This is a genomic window from Synechococcus sp. 1G10, from assembly GCF_002252625.1.
GTDB lineage: Bacteria > Cyanobacteriota > Cyanobacteriia > PCC-6307 > Cyanobiaceae > Regnicoccus_A.
In genome coordinates, this window is the sequence record NZ_NQKW01000011.1 from 1 (window position 1) to 16,056 (window position 16,056).

Annotated in this window: 14 protein-coding genes; 6 read left to right on the forward strand and 8 right to left on the reverse strand. The window is 69.1% G+C overall.

Going from position 1 to position 16,056, the window contains the following annotated elements; all coding sequences use genetic code 11:
* The first annotated feature begins 406 nt into the window (after positions 1–406).
* The 3 genes from CJZ82_RS10835 to CJZ82_RS18415 all read left to right on the forward strand — a co-directional run bounded on the left by CJZ82_RS10835 (position 407) and on the right by CJZ82_RS18415 (position 3,524).
* Positions 407–1,711 (forward strand): diacylglycerol kinase family protein, encoded by a 1,305-nt coding sequence (locus CJZ82_RS10835; RefSeq protein WP_094555796.1) that lies wholly within the window; start codon positions 407–409, stop codon positions 1,709–1,711.
* Positions 1,708–3,285, forward strand: coding sequence for a metallophosphoesterase (locus tag CJZ82_RS10840; protein ID WP_094555797.1), 1,578 nt, complete (start codon positions 1,708–1,710; stop codon positions 3,283–3,285). The genes CJZ82_RS10835 and CJZ82_RS10840 overlap by 4 nt, the downstream gene beginning before the upstream one ends.
* Before the next feature lie 74 nt (positions 3,286–3,359).
* Positions 3,360–3,524 carry a hypothetical protein gene (locus CJZ82_RS18415; RefSeq protein ID WP_158218555.1) on the forward strand — a complete coding sequence of 55 codons (165 nt, stop codon included), beginning with the start codon at positions 3,360–3,362 and terminating at the stop codon, positions 3,522–3,524.
* A gap of 45 nt (positions 3,525–3,569) precedes the next feature.
* Here CJZ82_RS18415 and CJZ82_RS10845 read toward each other — a convergent pair whose 3' ends face one another.
* Positions 3,570–4,772, reverse strand: coding sequence for an MFS transporter (locus CJZ82_RS10845; RefSeq protein ID WP_094555798.1), 1,203 nt, complete (start codon positions 4,770–4,772; stop codon positions 3,570–3,572).
* A gap of 96 nt (positions 4,773–4,868) precedes the next feature.
* Here CJZ82_RS10845 and CJZ82_RS10850 point away from each other — a divergent pair, with 96 nt between their 5' ends.
* On the forward strand, positions 4,869–7,187 hold the full coding sequence (locus tag CJZ82_RS10850) for an FdhF/YdeP family oxidoreductase (protein ID WP_369820048.1): 2,319 nt from the start codon (positions 4,869–4,871) through the stop codon (positions 7,185–7,187).
* Here the strand turns inward: CJZ82_RS10850 and CJZ82_RS10855 are convergent.
* Together CJZ82_RS10855 and CJZ82_RS10860 are read right to left on the reverse strand one after the other, a co-directional pair.
* Complete coding sequence (locus CJZ82_RS10855) at positions 7,132–8,520, reverse strand: APC family permease (protein ID WP_233130201.1); 1,389 nt, start codon at positions 8,518–8,520, stop codon at positions 7,132–7,134. The two genes, CJZ82_RS10850 and CJZ82_RS10855, sit on opposite strands and share 56 nt — an antisense overlap.
* Positions 8,521–8,617: 97 nt before the next feature.
* Positions 8,618–9,967: a glutamine synthetase gene (locus tag CJZ82_RS10860; protein WP_198949736.1), complete on the reverse strand. Its 1,350-nt coding sequence runs from the start codon at positions 9,965–9,967 to the stop codon at positions 8,618–8,620.
* Positions 9,968–10,045: 78 nt separating this feature from the next.
* On the opposite strand from CJZ82_RS10860, the gene CJZ82_RS10865 reads away from it, so the two are divergent.
* Positions 10,046–10,672 carry a cysteine hydrolase family protein gene (locus CJZ82_RS10865; protein ID WP_094555857.1) on the forward strand — a complete coding sequence of 209 codons (627 nt, stop codon included), beginning with the start codon at positions 10,046–10,048 and terminating at the stop codon, positions 10,670–10,672.
* Between the two features lie 18 nt (positions 10,673–10,690).
* On the opposite strand, the gene CJZ82_RS10870 is transcribed toward CJZ82_RS10865, so the two are convergent.
* The 5 genes from CJZ82_RS10870 to CJZ82_RS10890 are packed head-to-tail and all read right to left on the reverse strand — an operon-like array spanning position 10,691 to position 13,673.
* Positions 10,691–11,086, reverse strand: a complete 396-nt coding sequence (locus CJZ82_RS10870; RefSeq protein WP_094555800.1) for a hypothetical protein — start codon at positions 11,084–11,086, stop codon at positions 10,691–10,693.
* A 48-nt stretch (positions 11,087–11,134) separates the two neighbouring features.
* A complete protein-coding gene (locus CJZ82_RS10875; RefSeq protein WP_369820049.1) occupies positions 11,135–12,211 on the reverse strand; it encodes a GTP 3',8-cyclase MoaA in 1,077 nt (358 codons plus the stop codon).
* 34 nt (positions 12,212–12,245) lie between these two features.
* A complete protein-coding gene (locus tag CJZ82_RS10880) occupies positions 12,246–12,926 on the reverse strand; it encodes a molybdenum cofactor guanylyltransferase (protein WP_094555802.1) in 681 nt (226 codons plus the stop codon).
* On the reverse strand, positions 12,892–13,167 hold the full coding sequence (locus CJZ82_RS10885) for a hypothetical protein (RefSeq protein ID WP_094555803.1): 276 nt from the start codon (positions 13,165–13,167) through the stop codon (positions 12,892–12,894). Before CJZ82_RS10885 ends, CJZ82_RS10880 begins: the two co-directional genes overlap by 35 nt.
* The gene (locus CJZ82_RS10890; protein WP_369820050.1) at positions 13,164–13,673 is read right to left on the reverse strand and encodes a phosphate-starvation-inducible PsiE family protein; all 510 of its coding nucleotides are present in this window, start codon (positions 13,671–13,673) and stop codon (positions 13,164–13,166) included. The genes CJZ82_RS10885 and CJZ82_RS10890 overlap by 4 nt, the downstream gene beginning before the upstream one ends.
* Positions 13,674–13,860: 187 nt before the next feature.
* Here CJZ82_RS10890 and CJZ82_RS10895 point away from each other — a divergent pair, with 187 nt between their 5' ends.
* A complete protein-coding gene (locus tag CJZ82_RS10895; RefSeq protein ID WP_094555805.1) occupies positions 13,861–16,056 on the forward strand; it encodes a molybdopterin oxidoreductase family protein in 2,196 nt (731 codons plus the stop codon).

The window sequence follows — 16,056 nt, forward strand, 5'->3', positions numbered from 1 at the left end:
AACTGTTCAGCTCACGCCGCCGCGTCCTTGGCCCCTCAGCGGTATGCGGTCAGGCGTGGATTACAGAGCTCGTGCGTACCGCCCTCTGAACGGGTACCTCAAGCATTAGGCCTCCCTCGCGTCCAGAAGCGGATGGCGCATCCCGTGAAAGCGCAGAAACAGTCGTACCCAGTGGAATACAGGCAAAAGCAGCAGAACCGCCTTCAGGGTCCCCTGGTCCGACCATCCCGGGCCAGGAGCAAAGGGTTGCCAGGGGCCTTGGAGGGGAGCAGCCAGCACACCTCCAGATGGAGAAACCTCTCCACTGATCGCAGTTGCTCCTGCTGAGTTACCCCGCCTCCCGAGAAGTTGCTTCGGGCCATGGAAGGGCTTCTCTCACGTGCGCGCCGCCGTAGCGTGAGTCCCGATGGCCCACGCTCTGGTGTTGCTGGCGAGCGCGTCGCGCGTGGAGGAGCTGCTCCACTGGCTGGATCGGCATGGCCGATCCCTGGCCGGCTTTCCCCTGCTCGCCACCGCCGAACTCGCCCGCCGCCTGCGCGAGGTTGTCCCAGCTGGCGATCATTCGCTCGCTGAGCTGCCCGCCCTGGCAGATGGGGGCGACATCGTGGCCGCCGCGCGTGTGCTCGCCGGCGAGGTGGTGGCGGTGATCGCTTTCGCTGACTCCTGCGAGCTGCCGGGCTCCGCGCCCGATCCGGCGCTCTTGCTGCGCGCCTGCGACCTGGCCGGAGTGCCCCTGGCGCTTAACGCGGCCACCGCCGACCTGGCCCTGCGCGGCCTGGCCCATGGCCGCATGGCCTATCTCCTCTTCAATCCGGTGGCCGGCCAGGGGGATCCCAATGCCGATCTGGCTCTGATCCGCTCGATCCTTGAGCCGCAGTTACTGGTCACCGTGCTGCTCACCCGTGCAGATCTCGATCCGGCCGAGCAGACGCGCGAACTCGTCGACATCCTGCAGGCGCGGCCAGACGGCGATCCCGGCGACGTGATGATCGTGGCCTGCGGCGGCGACGGCACCGTTTCGGCGGTGGCGGGAGCAGTAGCCGGCACCGGCATTGTTCTCGGTGTGATTCCCCGCGGCACTGCCAACGCCTTCGCTGCGGCTCTGGGCATCCCAACCGACCTGATCGGCGCCTGCGACACCATTCTGGCGGGCCATACCCATGTGGTGGATGCCGCCCGCTGCAACGACGTGCCGATGATCCTGCTGGCCGGCCTCGGCTTCGAGGCCGGAATGGTGGATCGCACCACGCGAGAGCTCAAGACCATGCTGGGTCCGATCGCCTACGTGCTCGCCGGCGCCCAGCAGCTTGTGGCCCAGCAGTCCTTTCAGGCTCGCGTCGAGATCGACGGTGCTCTCACCGTGGTGCAGGCCGCCGCCATCACCGTGGCGAATGTGGCTCCCGCCACCTCCGTGCTCGCCCAGGGCTTTGGACAGGTGATCCCCGACGACGGTCTTCTGGAGGTCACCATTGCCTCCCCCACCACCCGCCTCCAGGGCTTCAACGCCCTGGCCTCCCTGCTCGCCTCCGCCGTGGTGCAGTCGCCCACCACCCATCCCGACCTGCTCTGCCTGCGCGCTCGACAGATCACGATCACCACCGATCCACCCCAGAAGCTGGTGATCGATGGCGAAATGCTGGAGGCCGATCCCGTCACCTTCACCTGCCTGCCAGGCGCCCTGACGGTGTTCGCCCCGTTGCCGCTTCCGTGACTTTCGCGTCCGAGGCGGGCATCGCCACCAAGATCCGCCGCATGGCGGCGCGGGTGCGCTGGGGCCATCCCGAGTTCGCCCGCCACGGCATCGATCCCTGCCGCCTGGCGATCGAGGGGGATCCGGGCACCCCCGAGGCCTTCTCCTTCCTTGTACTGGGCGACAGCGGCACCGGGCGCCACCGCCGCAGCAGTCCCCAACGCCAGGTGGCCGAGCAGCTGCTCAGCCATGGGGCCGATGCCCGCTTCCTGCTCCACACCGGCGACGTCGTCTACCTGACTGGCTCCAGCGAGCAATACCGCGACAACTTCATCCGCCCTTACCGCGAGTGGCTCGTGGGGGGCGATGCCTGGCGCCGTCTTCGCTACGACCAGCTCGTGTTCCGGGTGCCCTTCCTGCCGGTGCTCGGCAACCACGACTACTACGACCTCCCCCTGCCGCTCAGCCTGCTCGCCGGCCTCACGGCACCGCCGCGCCGCCTGCTGCGTTCCTGGATCGACCTCGACGTGGGCTGGCACGGCTCCTTCGTGGGTCAGGCCTGGTCACGGGCCTTCCTCGACATGCTCGACGCCGTGCCGGAGGCTCGCCTCAGTGACCATCTCATGCGCACCCGCAGCGCCGTGGTCGACGGGGCCCGCTGCCTGCTCTACCGCCCCGGTGTCTCCACCCGGCTGCCCAACCGCTACTACGCCATGCGCTGGGCCGGCATCGATGTGTTCGCGCTCGACTCCAACACCTTCAACCAGCCCCTGCCGCCCGATCCTGCCGACCTGGCAGAAGCGACCCGCCGCGATGATGCCCTGAACCGCCGCCGCCGCTCGCTCGCAGCCGAGCGCCTGGCCCTGCTGAACGATCTCGTCCGCGACCCCGGCGACAACGAGGTGGAGGCCCGGGAGGATCGGGCCGCCAAGGCGGAGCAGCTCGACGAGCAGATCCGCGACATCGACAAGCAGCTGGCCAGCGGGCTTCGGGCCCGCACAGGCAGGGCGCCGGAGCTCGACGACGCCCAGCTCGACTGGTTCGCCGCGGCCCTGATCGCCTCCTGGCGCAACCCAGCGGTGCGCGGCCGCCTGCTGGTGCTGCACCATCCACCCTTCGTCACCGAAGCCACCAAGTGGGATCAGGGGCAGACCCTGGCCGTGCGCGCCCAGCTGCGCCGCGTGCTCGATCGCGTGGCCGCCGCCCTGGGCGATCGCCCGGCCGGCAGGCCCCTGCTCGATCTGGCCTTCAGCGGCCATGCCCACTGCCTCGAGGTGGTGCAGGTGGAGGACACCGGCCATGGCGATGCCGGCATTCCCTGGGTGATCTGCGGCGGCAGCGGTTACAGCCTGCGGCGGCAGCGGCCGGAGGGTGAGGAGCTGCGCGAGGGGCCGCCCGGCGCTGATCGCGTCGTGGCCCGCTCCCAGCTGTTCGTGGGCCGCAGCGGCCGCGGCTCCAGCTTGCGCCGCGCCTACTCCGCCCTGCGCGTCGACGTGGCGGAGGGCACTCCACTGCGGATCAGCCTCACGCCGCTGGTGAGCGAAAAAGCCGAAGGGCGCTGGCAGTCGAGCCAGCTGCCGGCGATTCAGCTGTAGGGCAGCAGGGCTCTTCCTCGCCGCTGCCGGTAGAGAGGCCGATCACAATCAGCATCCCGCCGTGTTCTGAGGTCTTGAGCCTCGCTATCGCCCTGCTCACGGTCTCCGACCGGCGCAGCCCCGAGCCTCCAGCGGCCATCCCTCCGTGGACGCCCTGCAGGAGCGGCACCGTGATCTTCGTGCTGCCGTGCTCCCTCGATGCCGTCACCACGGCCTGGGACAGCCTGATCCGCGGCTGAGCGAATCCCCACACCGGCCGGCCTGAAGCCGCTGCAGGGGCCCGGTCATCGACTCGGGGCAAGGCGGCTGTAAGCGCGCACCAGCAGGGCCAGGATGCCTCCGAGCGCCAGCAGGGCTGCCGCCAGGGGAACCATGGAGGTGGCGGAGATTCCCGCAGCCATGGCCACCAGCAGGCCCGTTCCCTCCTGCTGCAGGAAGCCCGTCAGCGCCGTGGCCTGTCCGGCCTGGGCGGGGAAGGCCTGCATCGGCATGGCCAGCCCGATCGGCACCAGGAGGCCGGCTCCCAGCGTGACAACGAGCATCGGCAGCAGCAGGGAGACGGCATCGAAGCGGCCTGCCAACCCCAGCACAAGCATCACCCCCGCGCCGGCCAGAACGGCGCCGAGCCCGCCGCGCAGCAACCGCTCCTGGCCCAGGCCCACCACCCAGCGACTCACGATGGCGGCGCCCAGCAGATAGGGCACGCTCAGGCTGAGGGAGATGGCTCCGAACTGAGACGGGCTGAAGTCAAATCCCTTCTCGAAATCAAATGGACTGACCGCGCCATAGACCACCATCAGTCCGGTGCCGAAGGTGGCAATCAAGGTGGGCACCAGGAAGCGGGAATCACGGGCCAGGCGGCCATAGCCCAAGGCGATCTCACCCAGGCGCAACCCTGCTCGCCGCTCCGCCGGGGCCAGTCGGCGGACTTCCTTGAGCCCCCGGGAGAGCACCGCGGCCGTGGCCGCCCCCAACAGCGCCAGCAGCAGAAAATCAGCGCGCCACGGAGCCACCCGGGCGATCAGTCCGCCCAGAAAGGGCGCCAGGCCTAGGGCCACGGCATAGCTCATGGCAACGAAAGACATGGCCCGGGTCAGCAGCCGGTCGCTGAAGACATCGCGCAGGCAGGCCCGTGACACCGAGGTGCCGCAGCCGGCGCCGATGCCCTGGATCAGGCGCATGATCAGGAATGGAGCAAAGCCCGAGACCACCACAAGCAGCAGGCTGGCCAGGCTGAACAGGGCAAGGCCCGTGAGAGCCGTGGGCCGGCGTCCCCAGCGATCGGAGAGAGGGCCCCAGACCAGCTGCGAGAAGCCATAGCCCAGCGCGTAGGCGGTGATCGACTCCTGACTGCCAGCGGCGCTCACCTGAAAGTCGCGCGCCATCAGCGGCAGCGAGGGCAGATCGATGAACAGCCCCGACTGGCCCAGGAACGTGCCGGCGCAGCCGTAGAAAATCTGGCTTCGGTGCGCTGCGACTGGGGGGATGCCGGATCCTGCAGCTGGGCCCTGATCGTATCGGCAGCAACAAGCCGAAACCCCCGCCTAGGCCCTGCGGGCGGTGGCGCGCGCCATCCTGAACGCGTGGCCGTCGCAGCGAGCATCTTGAAGGCAGAAGCGCCCGGATCCAGCGGCACACCCAGCGTGGGCGGCGGCTGGCCGGTGATCGAGGGCTGGGCCAAGGCCACCCTTTCCCCCCGCGGCCCGCTGCTCTGGCAGACGCTGCTGCACAAGAGCGCCTGCCTCTCCTGCGCCTGGGGCACCGGCGGTCAGAACGGCGGCTTTGTCGATGAGCTGGGTGAACCGCTGCAGCGCTGCCTCAAGAGCGTCGAGGCGATCAGCGCCGAACTGCAGCCCGCGGTGCCGGAATCCGTCTTCTCCGGCCGCAGCGTCAGCGAGCTCCAGCACCTGAGCTCCCTGGAAGCGGACCGGCTCGGCCGGCTCAGCCATCCCCTGATCCTGCGCGAGGGCCGCAGCCACTATGAGCGCCTCGGTTGGGACGACGTCTTCGAGCTGGCCGAGGCCGCCTTCAAGGTGCCGCCGGAGCGGCTGGCCTCCTACAGCTCCGGCCGCTCCTCCAACGAGGCCGCCTACCTGCTGCAGCTGCTGCTGCGGGCAATGGGCTCGAACAACCTGGCCGACTGCTCCGATCTCTGCCACGCCCCCTCCACCGTGGGGCTGGGCGAGGTGTTCGGCTCGGGCACCTCGATGGTGAGCCTGGAGAGCCTGCAGCAGGCCGACTGCGTGGTGCTGGTGGGCTCCAACGCGCCGGCCAACCACCCGCGGCTGATGAACGAGCTGATCCGCCTGCGCGAGCGCGGCGGAGCTGTGATCGTGATCAACCCGGTGCTGGAGGTTGGCCTGCTCAAGTTCGGCTCGCCCGCCTTTCCGATCAAATCGATGCTGCGGGGTTCGGAGATCGCCTCGCTATTCCTGCAGCCGGTGCCGGGCAGCGACACGGCCGTGTTTGTGGGGATCCAGAAGGCGTTGCTGGAAACCGGCCACGTGCGCCATGACTTCCTCGCCGCCCACACCGAAGGGTCCGAGGCGGTGCTGGAGCAGCTGCGCGCCACCGCCTGGGAGACGATCACCGCCTGCTGTGGCCTCAGCCGTGAGGAGATCGAGCACGCCGCCGCTGTGATCGCCCGCGCCAGGGGCGTGGTGTTCGCCTGGGCGATGGGCATCACCCATCACGCCAACGGCACCAACAACGTGCACGCCATCGCCAACACGGCCCTGCTGAGCGGCAACGCCGGCCGAAGCGGAGCGGGCACGATGCCGATCCGCGGCCACTCCAACGTGCAGGGCTTCGGCTCGATGGGCGTCACGGTGAAGCTGCGCGCCGAGATGCAGCAGGCACTGGAGCAGCTGCTCGGCCGCCCGCTCAGCCGCATACCCGGCTACGACACCCGCGCCCTGATCGGGGCCGCCGAAGCCAGTGCTGTCGACACCCTGCTCTGCCTGGGCGGCAATCTCTGGGGCGCCAACCCGGATTCGGAGCAGGCCCGCCGCGCCCTCGGCCGTATCGACACCGTGATGTACCTGGCCACCAAGCCCAACCAGGGGCATTTCCACGGGCTCGGGGGCCGCCAGACCCTGGTGCTGCCGGTGTTCAACCGCTTCGAAACACCGCACCGCACCACCACCGAAGCGGGCAACAACTTCGTGCGCCTCAACGAACCGGGCCAGACCCACCTGAAACGAGCCGATCTGATCAGCGAGGTGGGCTTCCTGGCCGAGCTGGCCCGGCGGCTGATGGGCGCAGACCCGATCGACTGGGGCCGCCTGCAGGATCCCGTCTATGTGCGCCAGCTGATCGCCCGCACCGTGCCCGGCTACGGCCCGATCGCACGCATCGATGAAACGAAGCGGGAATTCAGCGTGGAAGGGCGGCTGTTCGAGCGGCCCAGCTTCCCGACCCCATCAGGGAAAGCACGGATGGCCCCCACACCCCTGCCGGCGCTTGAGCTCCCCGAGCCAGCCCAGTTCGGCGGCCTGGCGCCGGGAGAAGCCGGCCTGGTGCTGGCCCTGATCACCGCCCGCAGCTACTCCCAGCACAACACTGTTGTCTACAAGCAGGGAGATGCCTACCGGGGCATGCCGCACCGCCAGACCATCCTGATGAACCGGGCCGATCTGGCCCGCTCAGGCCTGAGCGCCCACCAGCGCGTGACGGTGCAGGGCGAGGCCGGAACCCTGGAGGACATCGAGATCATCCCCGGCGAGATCCGCGAGGGCGCCGCCCTGATGTTTTATCCGGAGGTGAATGCGATCATCCGCGCCCCGGTGGATCCCCGCAGTGGCACGCCGGCCTTCAAACGGGTGCCGGTGCTGGTGCGGGGCGGGCTCAGGCAGGCGGCGATGGCGTCAGGCGCCGCGTCAGCCGGTGCAGGGGAAAGCTGAGCAGGATCAGGCCGAGGGCGCCGGCGCTGTTGGCGGTGTCGTTGCGGATGGCGGCGATGAGGAAGGCGAAGGACCCCAGCCACACGATCGCCGCGCTGATCGGATAGCCCGGATCGCGGAAGGGCCGCTCCAGATCCGGCTCCCGCCAGCGCAGCAGCACCAGGGCGGTGATCCCGCTCAGGTAGAGCAGCACATAGAGAAAGGAGGCAATGCCCAACAGGATCGTGAAGTCGCCGAAGATCACCAGAAGGCCGGCGCTTGCGGTGGTCACCACCAGCCCCAGCACGGGGGTGCCGCTGGAGCTCACCGCAGCGAACTGGGGTAGGAAGAGGCCGTCGCGGCTGAGGCCGAAGAGGATGCGCGGCGCGCCCATCACCACGGCATTGACAAGCCCGAACGAGGAGACCAAGGCCAGCACCACGATCAGCTGAGCGCTCCAGGCCCCGAAGATCACCTCGGCGGCATCGGCCAGCGGCAGCACCGACCCGGCGATCCGCGAGACCGGCAGCAGCCGCAACAGCGCCAGATTCACCAGCAGATACAGCCCCGCCACGCTGAGCACTCCACCCACCAGGGAGCGGGGCAGATCCGAGCTGGGCTCGGCGAATTCCTCGGCGAAATAGATCGGGCTGTGCCAGCCGTCGTAGGTGGTGATCACGGCCTGCATGGCAAATACCACGCCGATGCCGAGGCTGATGCCTGAGGCAGCGATCGGCTCTGCGGGCTCAGCGGCGTCGAGCAGCGGTTCAGCCAAGCCCGCCAGATCTCTCAGAGGAGCATGCAGGAAGCAGGCCATGATCAGGCCGAGGAAGGCGATGGCCTTGCCGAGGCTGAGGATCTTCTGGCTGAGGCTGCCGGCTTCGAGGCCCAGCTGCTGGATCAGGGCGAAGGCCAGCAGCACCAGCAGGGCCACCACCTTGCTGCCCACGGGCAGGGCCGGCAGCAGACCGATCGTGTAGTCGCCGATGGTCACGGCCACCCAGGCCAGGCCGGCGCAGTGCCCCACCCAGTCGATCCAGCCCACGGAGAAGCCGGCCTGATCACCCAGGGCCCGCCGGGCATACACGGTCCAGCCGCCGGCACGGGGCAGGCTGGCGCCCAGCTCAGCCACCGCGAGCGCACCGAGCAGGGCATAGAGCGCGCCCGCCACCCAGGCGGCCACGATCAAGGGGCCGCTGCCCAGTTGCGCAGCCACCAGACCCGGCGTGCGCAGGATGCCGGCACCCACGGTGCCCCCCACCGCCCCTGCGATCCCGAAGCTCACCCCCAGGATGTGCAGCAGGGTGGACGGCGGAGCTTCAGCAGTTTCCGCAGCCTGGTCGGGTGGGGACATCGAGCACCTGGCGATCAGCGCGGGATCCGAACCGGCTCCCACCACGGGCGAGTCTGCTCGCTGGCCTGGCGTTGAGGGGGAGCCGCAGCTGGGCTGCTCAGGCGGGCCAGGCGCGGGTGGAGGCGATCAAGGCCTCGTCGGGCAGGGCATCACTGCGGCGCACCTCAGCCTGGCGTGACTCCGCCAAAGTGCGGTGCAGAGCCTCCCCCATCGCCTCCCTCAGCACCGGGCTGGCCTCGAACGCCCGTACCGCCTCCGAGAGGGTCTGGGGCAGCCTCGGCGCCACCGCGGCAGACGCGGCGGCGGGATCTCCCGAAAGCGGTGGCGGCAGGGGCCTGGGCTGCTGCAGGGCGTTCTGCGCCATCGCCAGCACAGACCCCACCAGCAGATAGGGGTTGGCGCTGAGATCGGCCACCTTGAGCTCCAGTTGGCCGGGTTCGCCCCCGCCGGCCGGCACCAGGCGCAGAGCCGCCTCCCGGTTCTCCACCCCCCAGATCTGGAAAGGCGCCGCCCAGCGCCCCGGGGCCAGCCGCTTGTACGACACCGCCAGGGCACAGGCCACAGGCATCAGGGCCGGTAGCTGCTCCAGCAGACCCGCCAGCAGCGCCTCTCCCCGGGTTGTGAGGCCAGCAGTGCCCGTGCCGCCACCGAGAAGGGGCACACCCTGGTCCGTCACGCTCAGGTGCAGGTGGCCGCCATTGCCCACCAGATCAGCCGTCACCACAGGGGCAAAGCTGCAGATCCAGCCGAAGCGACGGCTCACCTGCTGGATCACCAGCCGCGCCGCCACCAGGCGATCGGCGGCCTCGAGCGGCGGCGTTGGCGCCAGCGACAGCTCGAACTGGCCGGCGCCGTACTCCGGGTGCAGCTGCAGCCAGGGCAGCTCGGCCGCATCGAGGGCCTCGGCCACTGCGGTGAGGTAATCGAGCCCCTGCACCAGGCGATCTGCGCCGTAGGGGCCGCCCACCACCGCCGGACACCAACCCACGGCACTGCCAACCGGCTGGGGCAGCCCCACCATCCACTCGATCTCGAAACCGGCCAGGGCGCTCAGGCCGGCAGCCGCGAAAGCCGCCTGCTGCCGGGCGCAGAAGCCGCGCTGATCCAGGCCATAGACCTCACCATCGCGGCCATGGCGGACGCCCGGAGCCCAGGCCCAGCCGGAGGCAGGGTCGAGCGGGCGCAGCGCGGTGAGATCGGGCTTCAGGCGCAGGTCGCCATCAGGGCGGGCCAGGCTCTGCTGCGGATCGATCAGGCCCGTGGCCCCGAAGGCATCGGCCACCGGTGAAAAGCCCACTCCCTGGCTTGCCACCAGCGCCAACCGCTCCAGCGGCACCCCCTTCACCAGCACCGATCCGGCGTGATTCACGAAGGTGATCGCCAGCCGGCGCAGACCGCGCTCCAGCAGTTCCGCAGTTTGGGCAGTGGCGCTGGGGAGGTCCGGCACGGCAGGCAGGCACGGGCCAGGAAATCATTGCCCGATTCGGTGACAGAGGCCATGGTGGAGGCTGCGGCCCCTGCTCCCTTGGCTTCCACGGCCCTGCTCCTGGTTGACATCCAGAACGGCACCTGCGGACCGGCCGGTCCCACCGGCAGCGCTGGAGCCACCCAGCCATCCACGCTGCCGCATCCGCCGCAGCCACCCCGGCCGGCCGGCTTCGATGCCCACTTCCAGGCGGCTGTCCTGCCCCGGCTGGAGCAGGCGCTGGGCCACGCCCGCTCAAGCGGCCTGGAGGTGATCCACACCGTGATCGCCAACCTCACCGCCGATGGCCGCGACCGCAGCCTCGACTACAAACGCTCCGGCATGGGCTTTGCCCCGGGCAGCTGGGAGGCACTGGTGATCGAGGCCCTCGCTCCCTGGCCCGATGAACTGGTGCTGCCGAAGAGTTCCTCCTCCCCCTTCAACTCCACCAGCCTTGATTACCTGCTGCGCAACATCGGCATCACCGAGCTGGTGGTGGCAGGCTTGCTCAGCGATCAATGCATCGATCACACCGTCAAGGATGCGGCCGATCGCGGCTACCTCGTGACCTGTTTGACCGATGCCTGCATGGCCGAATCAGCTGAGCGACACCGGGCGGCCCTCAGCTGCTTTCGGGGCTACTGCAGGCAGCTCTGCGTGGCTGAGTTCATCAGCACGTTGGTTTGAATCGGAGTTCCAGAGGCCTCACTGTGCTTTCACTGCCTCACCGGCTCCTGAACGCGTCTCTGGGAGTGGTGGACACTCCAGGTTCCCCTGCCAGGCACCCCCACCGTTCGGATTGGCCGTCCAGATGATGCCCGGGCGACCGTCACGCACCACTGCCTTGCACGAGCGCTGGGCTCCGGCAGGGGTGGTGAGCAGAGCTTCGCCGCTCTGGCAGCTGTAGACCTCCTTCATCCCCTTACCACTGGCTGCACAGCCGCTCAGATTGGAGAAGGACACCCTTGAGCCGTCCTCCATCGCTTTCTTACCGAGATAGATGGCAAACGAGGTGGGATCGGGCTTGAAGGGCAGGGCGAGGACCGACAGCGGCAAGCTGATCACCGAGATGGCGAGCGCGACCTGAAACGTGTGGCGCATGGACAGGAAAGCGATTGACAGCTGAGCGCATGGGCGTCAGAAGAATCATCACCCCCCCAAGTAGGCCATCTCAGCGTGGGAGCGTTGAATCGTGACGGTCCCTGAAGAATGCTCTTCGGCGCGCTCCTCGCTGTAACGGTCGTGGCGCCGGCTCCAGAGACTCCGCATCGCCCTGCTCAGGGTCTCCCGAGGGGCGGAAGGCGAGCGCAACCAGGGCTTGAGGTCCAGGCCACTGGAGGCGAACAGGCAGGTGTAGGCCACCCCGTCGGCGGTGATGCGCAGTCGGTCGCAGTCGCCGCAGAAGGGGGCCGAGATCGAGGCCACCACGGCGAGATTCCCCCCGCCATCGCGGTAGCGCCAGCGGCTGGCCGTGCCATGGGCCTGGCGGCCCAGGGGCTCAAGGGGCCAGTGGGCGCCGATCCGCCGCACCATCTCGGCGGCGGGCAGCACCAGATCCGGCTGCCAGCCATTGCGGTTGCCCACATCCATGAACTCGATCAGCCGCAACTCGATTCCCCGTTGCCGGGCCAGCTCCGCCAGGGACAGCAGCTGATCCTCGTTGCGGCCGCGGGCGATCACAGCGTTGAGCTTGAGAGCACCCCTGGCGGGATCGAAACCAGCATCGCAGGCATGATCGAGAGCTCTGAGCACCTTCTCGAGCAACGCCTCTCCGGCCCTGGCCCCGCCGGCGAGGCCCGCCATGCGCGCCACGCTGGCGCCATCGGTGCCATCGAGGCTCACGGTGATCCGATCCAGGCCCGCTGCCCACAGCTCCCGGGCCCGCTCGGAGCTGAGCAACACCCCATTGGTGGTGAGGGCGATCTCGCTCAGCCCCATCGAACCTGAGCCGTCCCGATGTCCGCGCAGGGGCCGCAGGGCCGCCACCAGCTCCTCCAGGCCCCGGTGCAGCAGGGGCTCACCGCCAGTCAGCCGCAACCTGCTGAAACCCAGCTCCGCCGCCGCACTCACCAGCTGGAGCCGCTCTGTGTGGCTCAGCAGCTCCGGCGGGTCCTGGCTGTCCGGGCAGCAGTAGGGGCAGGCGAGGTTGCAGCGGGCGGTGAGGGAGAGACGCAGCACCCCTGGTGGGCGGCCCAGTTGATCGAGGGGAGGGGTCGGAGCTGCCACATCTGCCCGGCCTGGGCGGCCGGCTGCGGGGGGCTCAGCCTGGCGCAGACCCGCTGAAACCGTCGCCTGACCCTGGCCCGTAATCCCCAGGCGTGTTGGCATTGAGCAGCTGGGCTGGATCGAGCTCCACGGCACGGACGCAGCGGGTCTGCTCGAGCCAACGCAGCAGGCTGCGCCCGCCCCGGCCGGTGAAGGCGTCCGCCGCCGCTCGGTTGGAGGGAGTGGCCGGATAGAGACCCAGCAGGGGCTGCAGCCGGCGGCCATCGTGGGCCAGATGGATGGTGTCGGGATCGAAGCCGGCCTCTGCAGCCGCCACCAGGGCCCGCAGGCTCTCGAGCTCCAGCCGGGGCATGTCCACCGGGGCGAGCAGCAGGCGCTGGCCGGGGTGAAGCGCCATCAGCCGGGTGAGGGCCAGCAGCGGCCCCTCCCGGGGGGGCGGCTCCAGCAGCACCTCGATCTCCAGCCCGAGCCGCTCGTTCAACTCGCGGGCGAGTTGGGCGTGGGCGCGATGCCGACTCACCAGGGTGAGCGGTGCCCCGAGACCGGCCAGCAGCCGCAGGGCATGCTCCAGCCAGGTGCCGCCGTTGGGGTGACTCAGCAGGGCCTTGTCGGTGCCCATGCGCCGGCTGTCGCCGCCGCTGAGCAGGCAGGTCCGCAGCGGGGCCGGCTCAGGTCTGGGGTCAAGGCGCGACGGGCCGCCGGCTGATCCGCTCATGGACGAACTGAAGCACGGTCGCAATCACGGCTCCTTGCTCGCCATCACGGAAGAGCTCATGGCCGCAGCGGCCGCAGACCATCACGTTCAGCTGCAGGAAGGAGAGCAGGGCCTCGATCGGCACCTGCACCACGAGTCCGAGCTGGATCAGGGCTGGCTCAAGGGCACTGAAGGTGGCTGTGCTGCCGCTGAAGCCATGCAGCAGCAGACCAACCGGGCCCCGGAGGGGCTGGGAACTCACTCGTGAAAGAAGGGGCCCGTCCTCATCCGCTCGGAAACCTTGGCTTCCGGATCCACCCCAGCGAAGGTGGGCGGCAACCAGACCCTCACCACCATCAACACGGCCATGGTGATCAGGAACATGCAGACCGCCAGGATCTGGTGCCAGTCGGTTTCCAGCACGCCGTTCACGATCACCTCCCGCAGCACCGACACGATTGCAATCTCCACAGACACGCCGATCGACACCCGCTGCTCCTGCAGATAAATGATCAGCAGGCGGAACAATTCCACCAGGATCAGGATGAAGAGGATGTCGGCGGTGATCTCATGGAACTGAGGCGCCGAGAGCAGCGTGGAGTAGAGGATGCGCATCTGCAGCACCATCACGCAGAACAGCCCCACACAGAGCGAGACCGCGATCAGATCCTGAATCGCCTCGAGCGACTGAACGATCTGGATCCGGCGGAACTGCTGGTACCAGGGCACCACGCCCGGGGGTGCGGCGAGTGGCCGCTCGACGGTGATTGGATCGACGGCAGTGGGGATGGTCGTGCTCACAGGGTTCAGGCTCTCCAGCCGGGGGTCAGTGGCCGAACCTTAGTCGGCGTTTTTCTTATGGGTCAACCTGCGATTGATGAGCTTCGATGATTGCCCCCATAGGCCCAGCCCTCGCCCCGCCTTCGCCCGTCACCAACGCAGCCCATGGGTCAGCATGGACAACGACTCCCGTTGCACCACCTGCCCAGTGCCCGCTCCTGCCAAGGCTCAATGCCCCTACTGCGGGGTCGGCTGTGGCCTGGAGCTCAAACCACCGGCAGCGGACACCAACAATCCGGACACCCCAGGCCAAGCACCAGCACCAGCCGAGGCGATCTGGAGCGTCCGGGGTGACCGGCAGCATCCCTCCTCCCTCGGCCAGGTGTGCGTGAAGGGGGCCACCGTGACCGAAACCCTTCACCACAACCGCCTGACCACACCGTTGTGGCGCGAGCAGCGCGACCAACCCTTTGAGGCGATCAGCTGGGAGCGGGCCTTCACGATTCTGGTGGAGCGAATCCAGGCGATTCAGGCCGAGCGGGGATCCAGCGCCATCGCGATGTACGGCTCCGGCCAGTTCCTCACCGAGGACTACTACGTCGCCAACAAACTGATCAAAGGGGCCCTGGGCACGAACAATTTCGATGCCAATTCACGGCTGTGCATGAGCTCGGCGGTGTCGGGCTACAAGCTCAGCCTGGGCTCCGATGGCCCCCCCTGCTGCTACGACGACCTCGACCTGGCCGAAACGGTGGTGCTGATCGGCACCAACACGGCCGAGTGCCATCCCGTGCTGTTCCAGCGACTGCTGAAGCGCAAGCGCCGCCAGAAAGAGGCGCTGCAACTTGTCGTTATTGATCCCCGTGCCACCGCCACCAGCGATGTGGCCGACCTGCACCTGGCCATTCGCCCCGGCACGGATCTGGTGCTGCTGCACGGTGTGGGTCATCTGCTGCTGGAGAGGGGTGCCCTTGACCCTGAGCGGGTGGCGGCCACGGCCGACGGCTTCCCTGAGCTGGCGGCCCTCTGGGCCGGCTGGACACCGGAGAGGGTCTGCGCCCTCTGCGGGATCGAGGAAGAGGCGCTACGGCAGCTGACGGCGCTCTGGGCCGCCAGCTCCGGAGTGCTCAGCCTCTGGTCGATGGGGGTGAACCAAAGCGTGGAGGGCACCGCCACCGTGGCGGGGATCATCAACCTGCATCTGGTCAGCGGCCAGATCGGCAAACCCGGCGCCGGACCCTTCTCGCTCACCGGGCAACCCAATGCCATGGGCGGACGGGAAGCAGGCGGTCTGGCCGCGCTGCTGCCTGGGTATCGCTCGATCCATGAAGCCAGCCACCGCGCCCAGATCGAGCAGCACTGGGCCTTCCCCCCAGGCGCGATCTCCGAGCGCGATGGCCTCTCGGTGTGGGAGCAGATCGAGGCGATGGAACGGGGCGAGCTGGGCCTGTGGTGGGTGGCGGCCACCAACCCGCTGGTGAGCCTGCCCTGGCTGGATCGGGTGCGCCAGGCTGTGGCCCGCTGCCCCCTTGTGGTGCTGAGCGAGGCCTACGCCGGCACCGAAACCGAAGCGGTGGCCCATCTGGTGCTGCCTGCCGCCCAGTGGAGCGAAAAGGTGGGCGTGATGACCAACTCGGAGCGCCGGGTCACCCTCTCCCAGGCCTTCCGGGAGCCCCCGGGCGAAGCCCGCCCCGACTGGTCCATCTTTGCGGAAGTGGGCCGGCGGCTGGGCTTTGGCCAGCAGTTCGCCTACGGCTCCTCGGCTGAGGTCTACGCCGAGTTCGCGGCGATCACCGCCGGGCGGCTCTGCGACCACAGCGGCCTCAGCCATGGCCTGCTGGGAGAACACGGGCCCCAGCAGTGGCCCTTCCCGGCCGGCACGGCGGCGGGGGGCGGCCAGGCGCGACTGCACACCGGCATCTACCCCACGCCCAACGGCAAGGCCCGTCTCGTCGCCCAGCAACCCCTGGGGCTGGGGGAGCCACCGGATGCCGGCTTCCCCCTGGTGCTCACGGTGGGGCGCTACCTCGGCCACTGGCACACCATGACCCGCACCGTCCATGTGGAGCGGGTGCGCCGCAGCCACCCTGAACCCCTGCTGGAGATCCACCCGGCAGACGCCGAGCGCTGCAACCTCGAGGATGGCGGTCTGGCCCGGGTGAGCTCACGCCGCGGCGATCTGACAGTGAAGGTGCAGATCAGCGATCGGATTCGCCCGGGCACCGTGTTCCTGCCGATGCACTGGGGTGCCGCCCAGGAGCAGGCCTGTGAGGCCAACCGGCTGATGCATGCCCTGGGCTGCCCGATCTCGAAACAACCCGAACTCAAGGCCGCCGCCGTGCGAGTGGAGCGGGCCGAGACAGCTGGCTAG

What these genes read in the sequence shown, in the direction of transcription:
- CJZ82_RS10870 (WP_094555800.1), bottom strand. Translation starts at nt 11,086, where the DNA reads ATGCGCCACACGTTTCAGGTCGCGCTCGCCATCTCGGTGATCAGCTTG.
- CJZ82_RS10895 (WP_094555805.1), top strand. Translation starts at nt 13,861, where the DNA reads ATGGACAACGACTCCCGTTGCACCACCTGCCCAGTGCCCGCTCCTGCC.
- CJZ82_RS10835 (WP_094555796.1), top strand. Translation starts at nt 407, where the DNA reads ATGGCCCACGCTCTGGTGTTGCTGGCGAGCGCGTCGCGCGTGGAGGAG.
- CJZ82_RS10880 (WP_094555802.1), bottom strand. Translation starts at nt 12,926, where the DNA reads ATGAGCGGATCAGCCGGCGGCCCGTCGCGCCTTGACCCCAGACCTGAG.
- CJZ82_RS10855 (WP_233130201.1), bottom strand. Translation starts at nt 8,520, where the DNA reads ATGTCCCCACCCGACCAGGCTGCGGAAACTGCTGAAGCTCCGCCGTCC.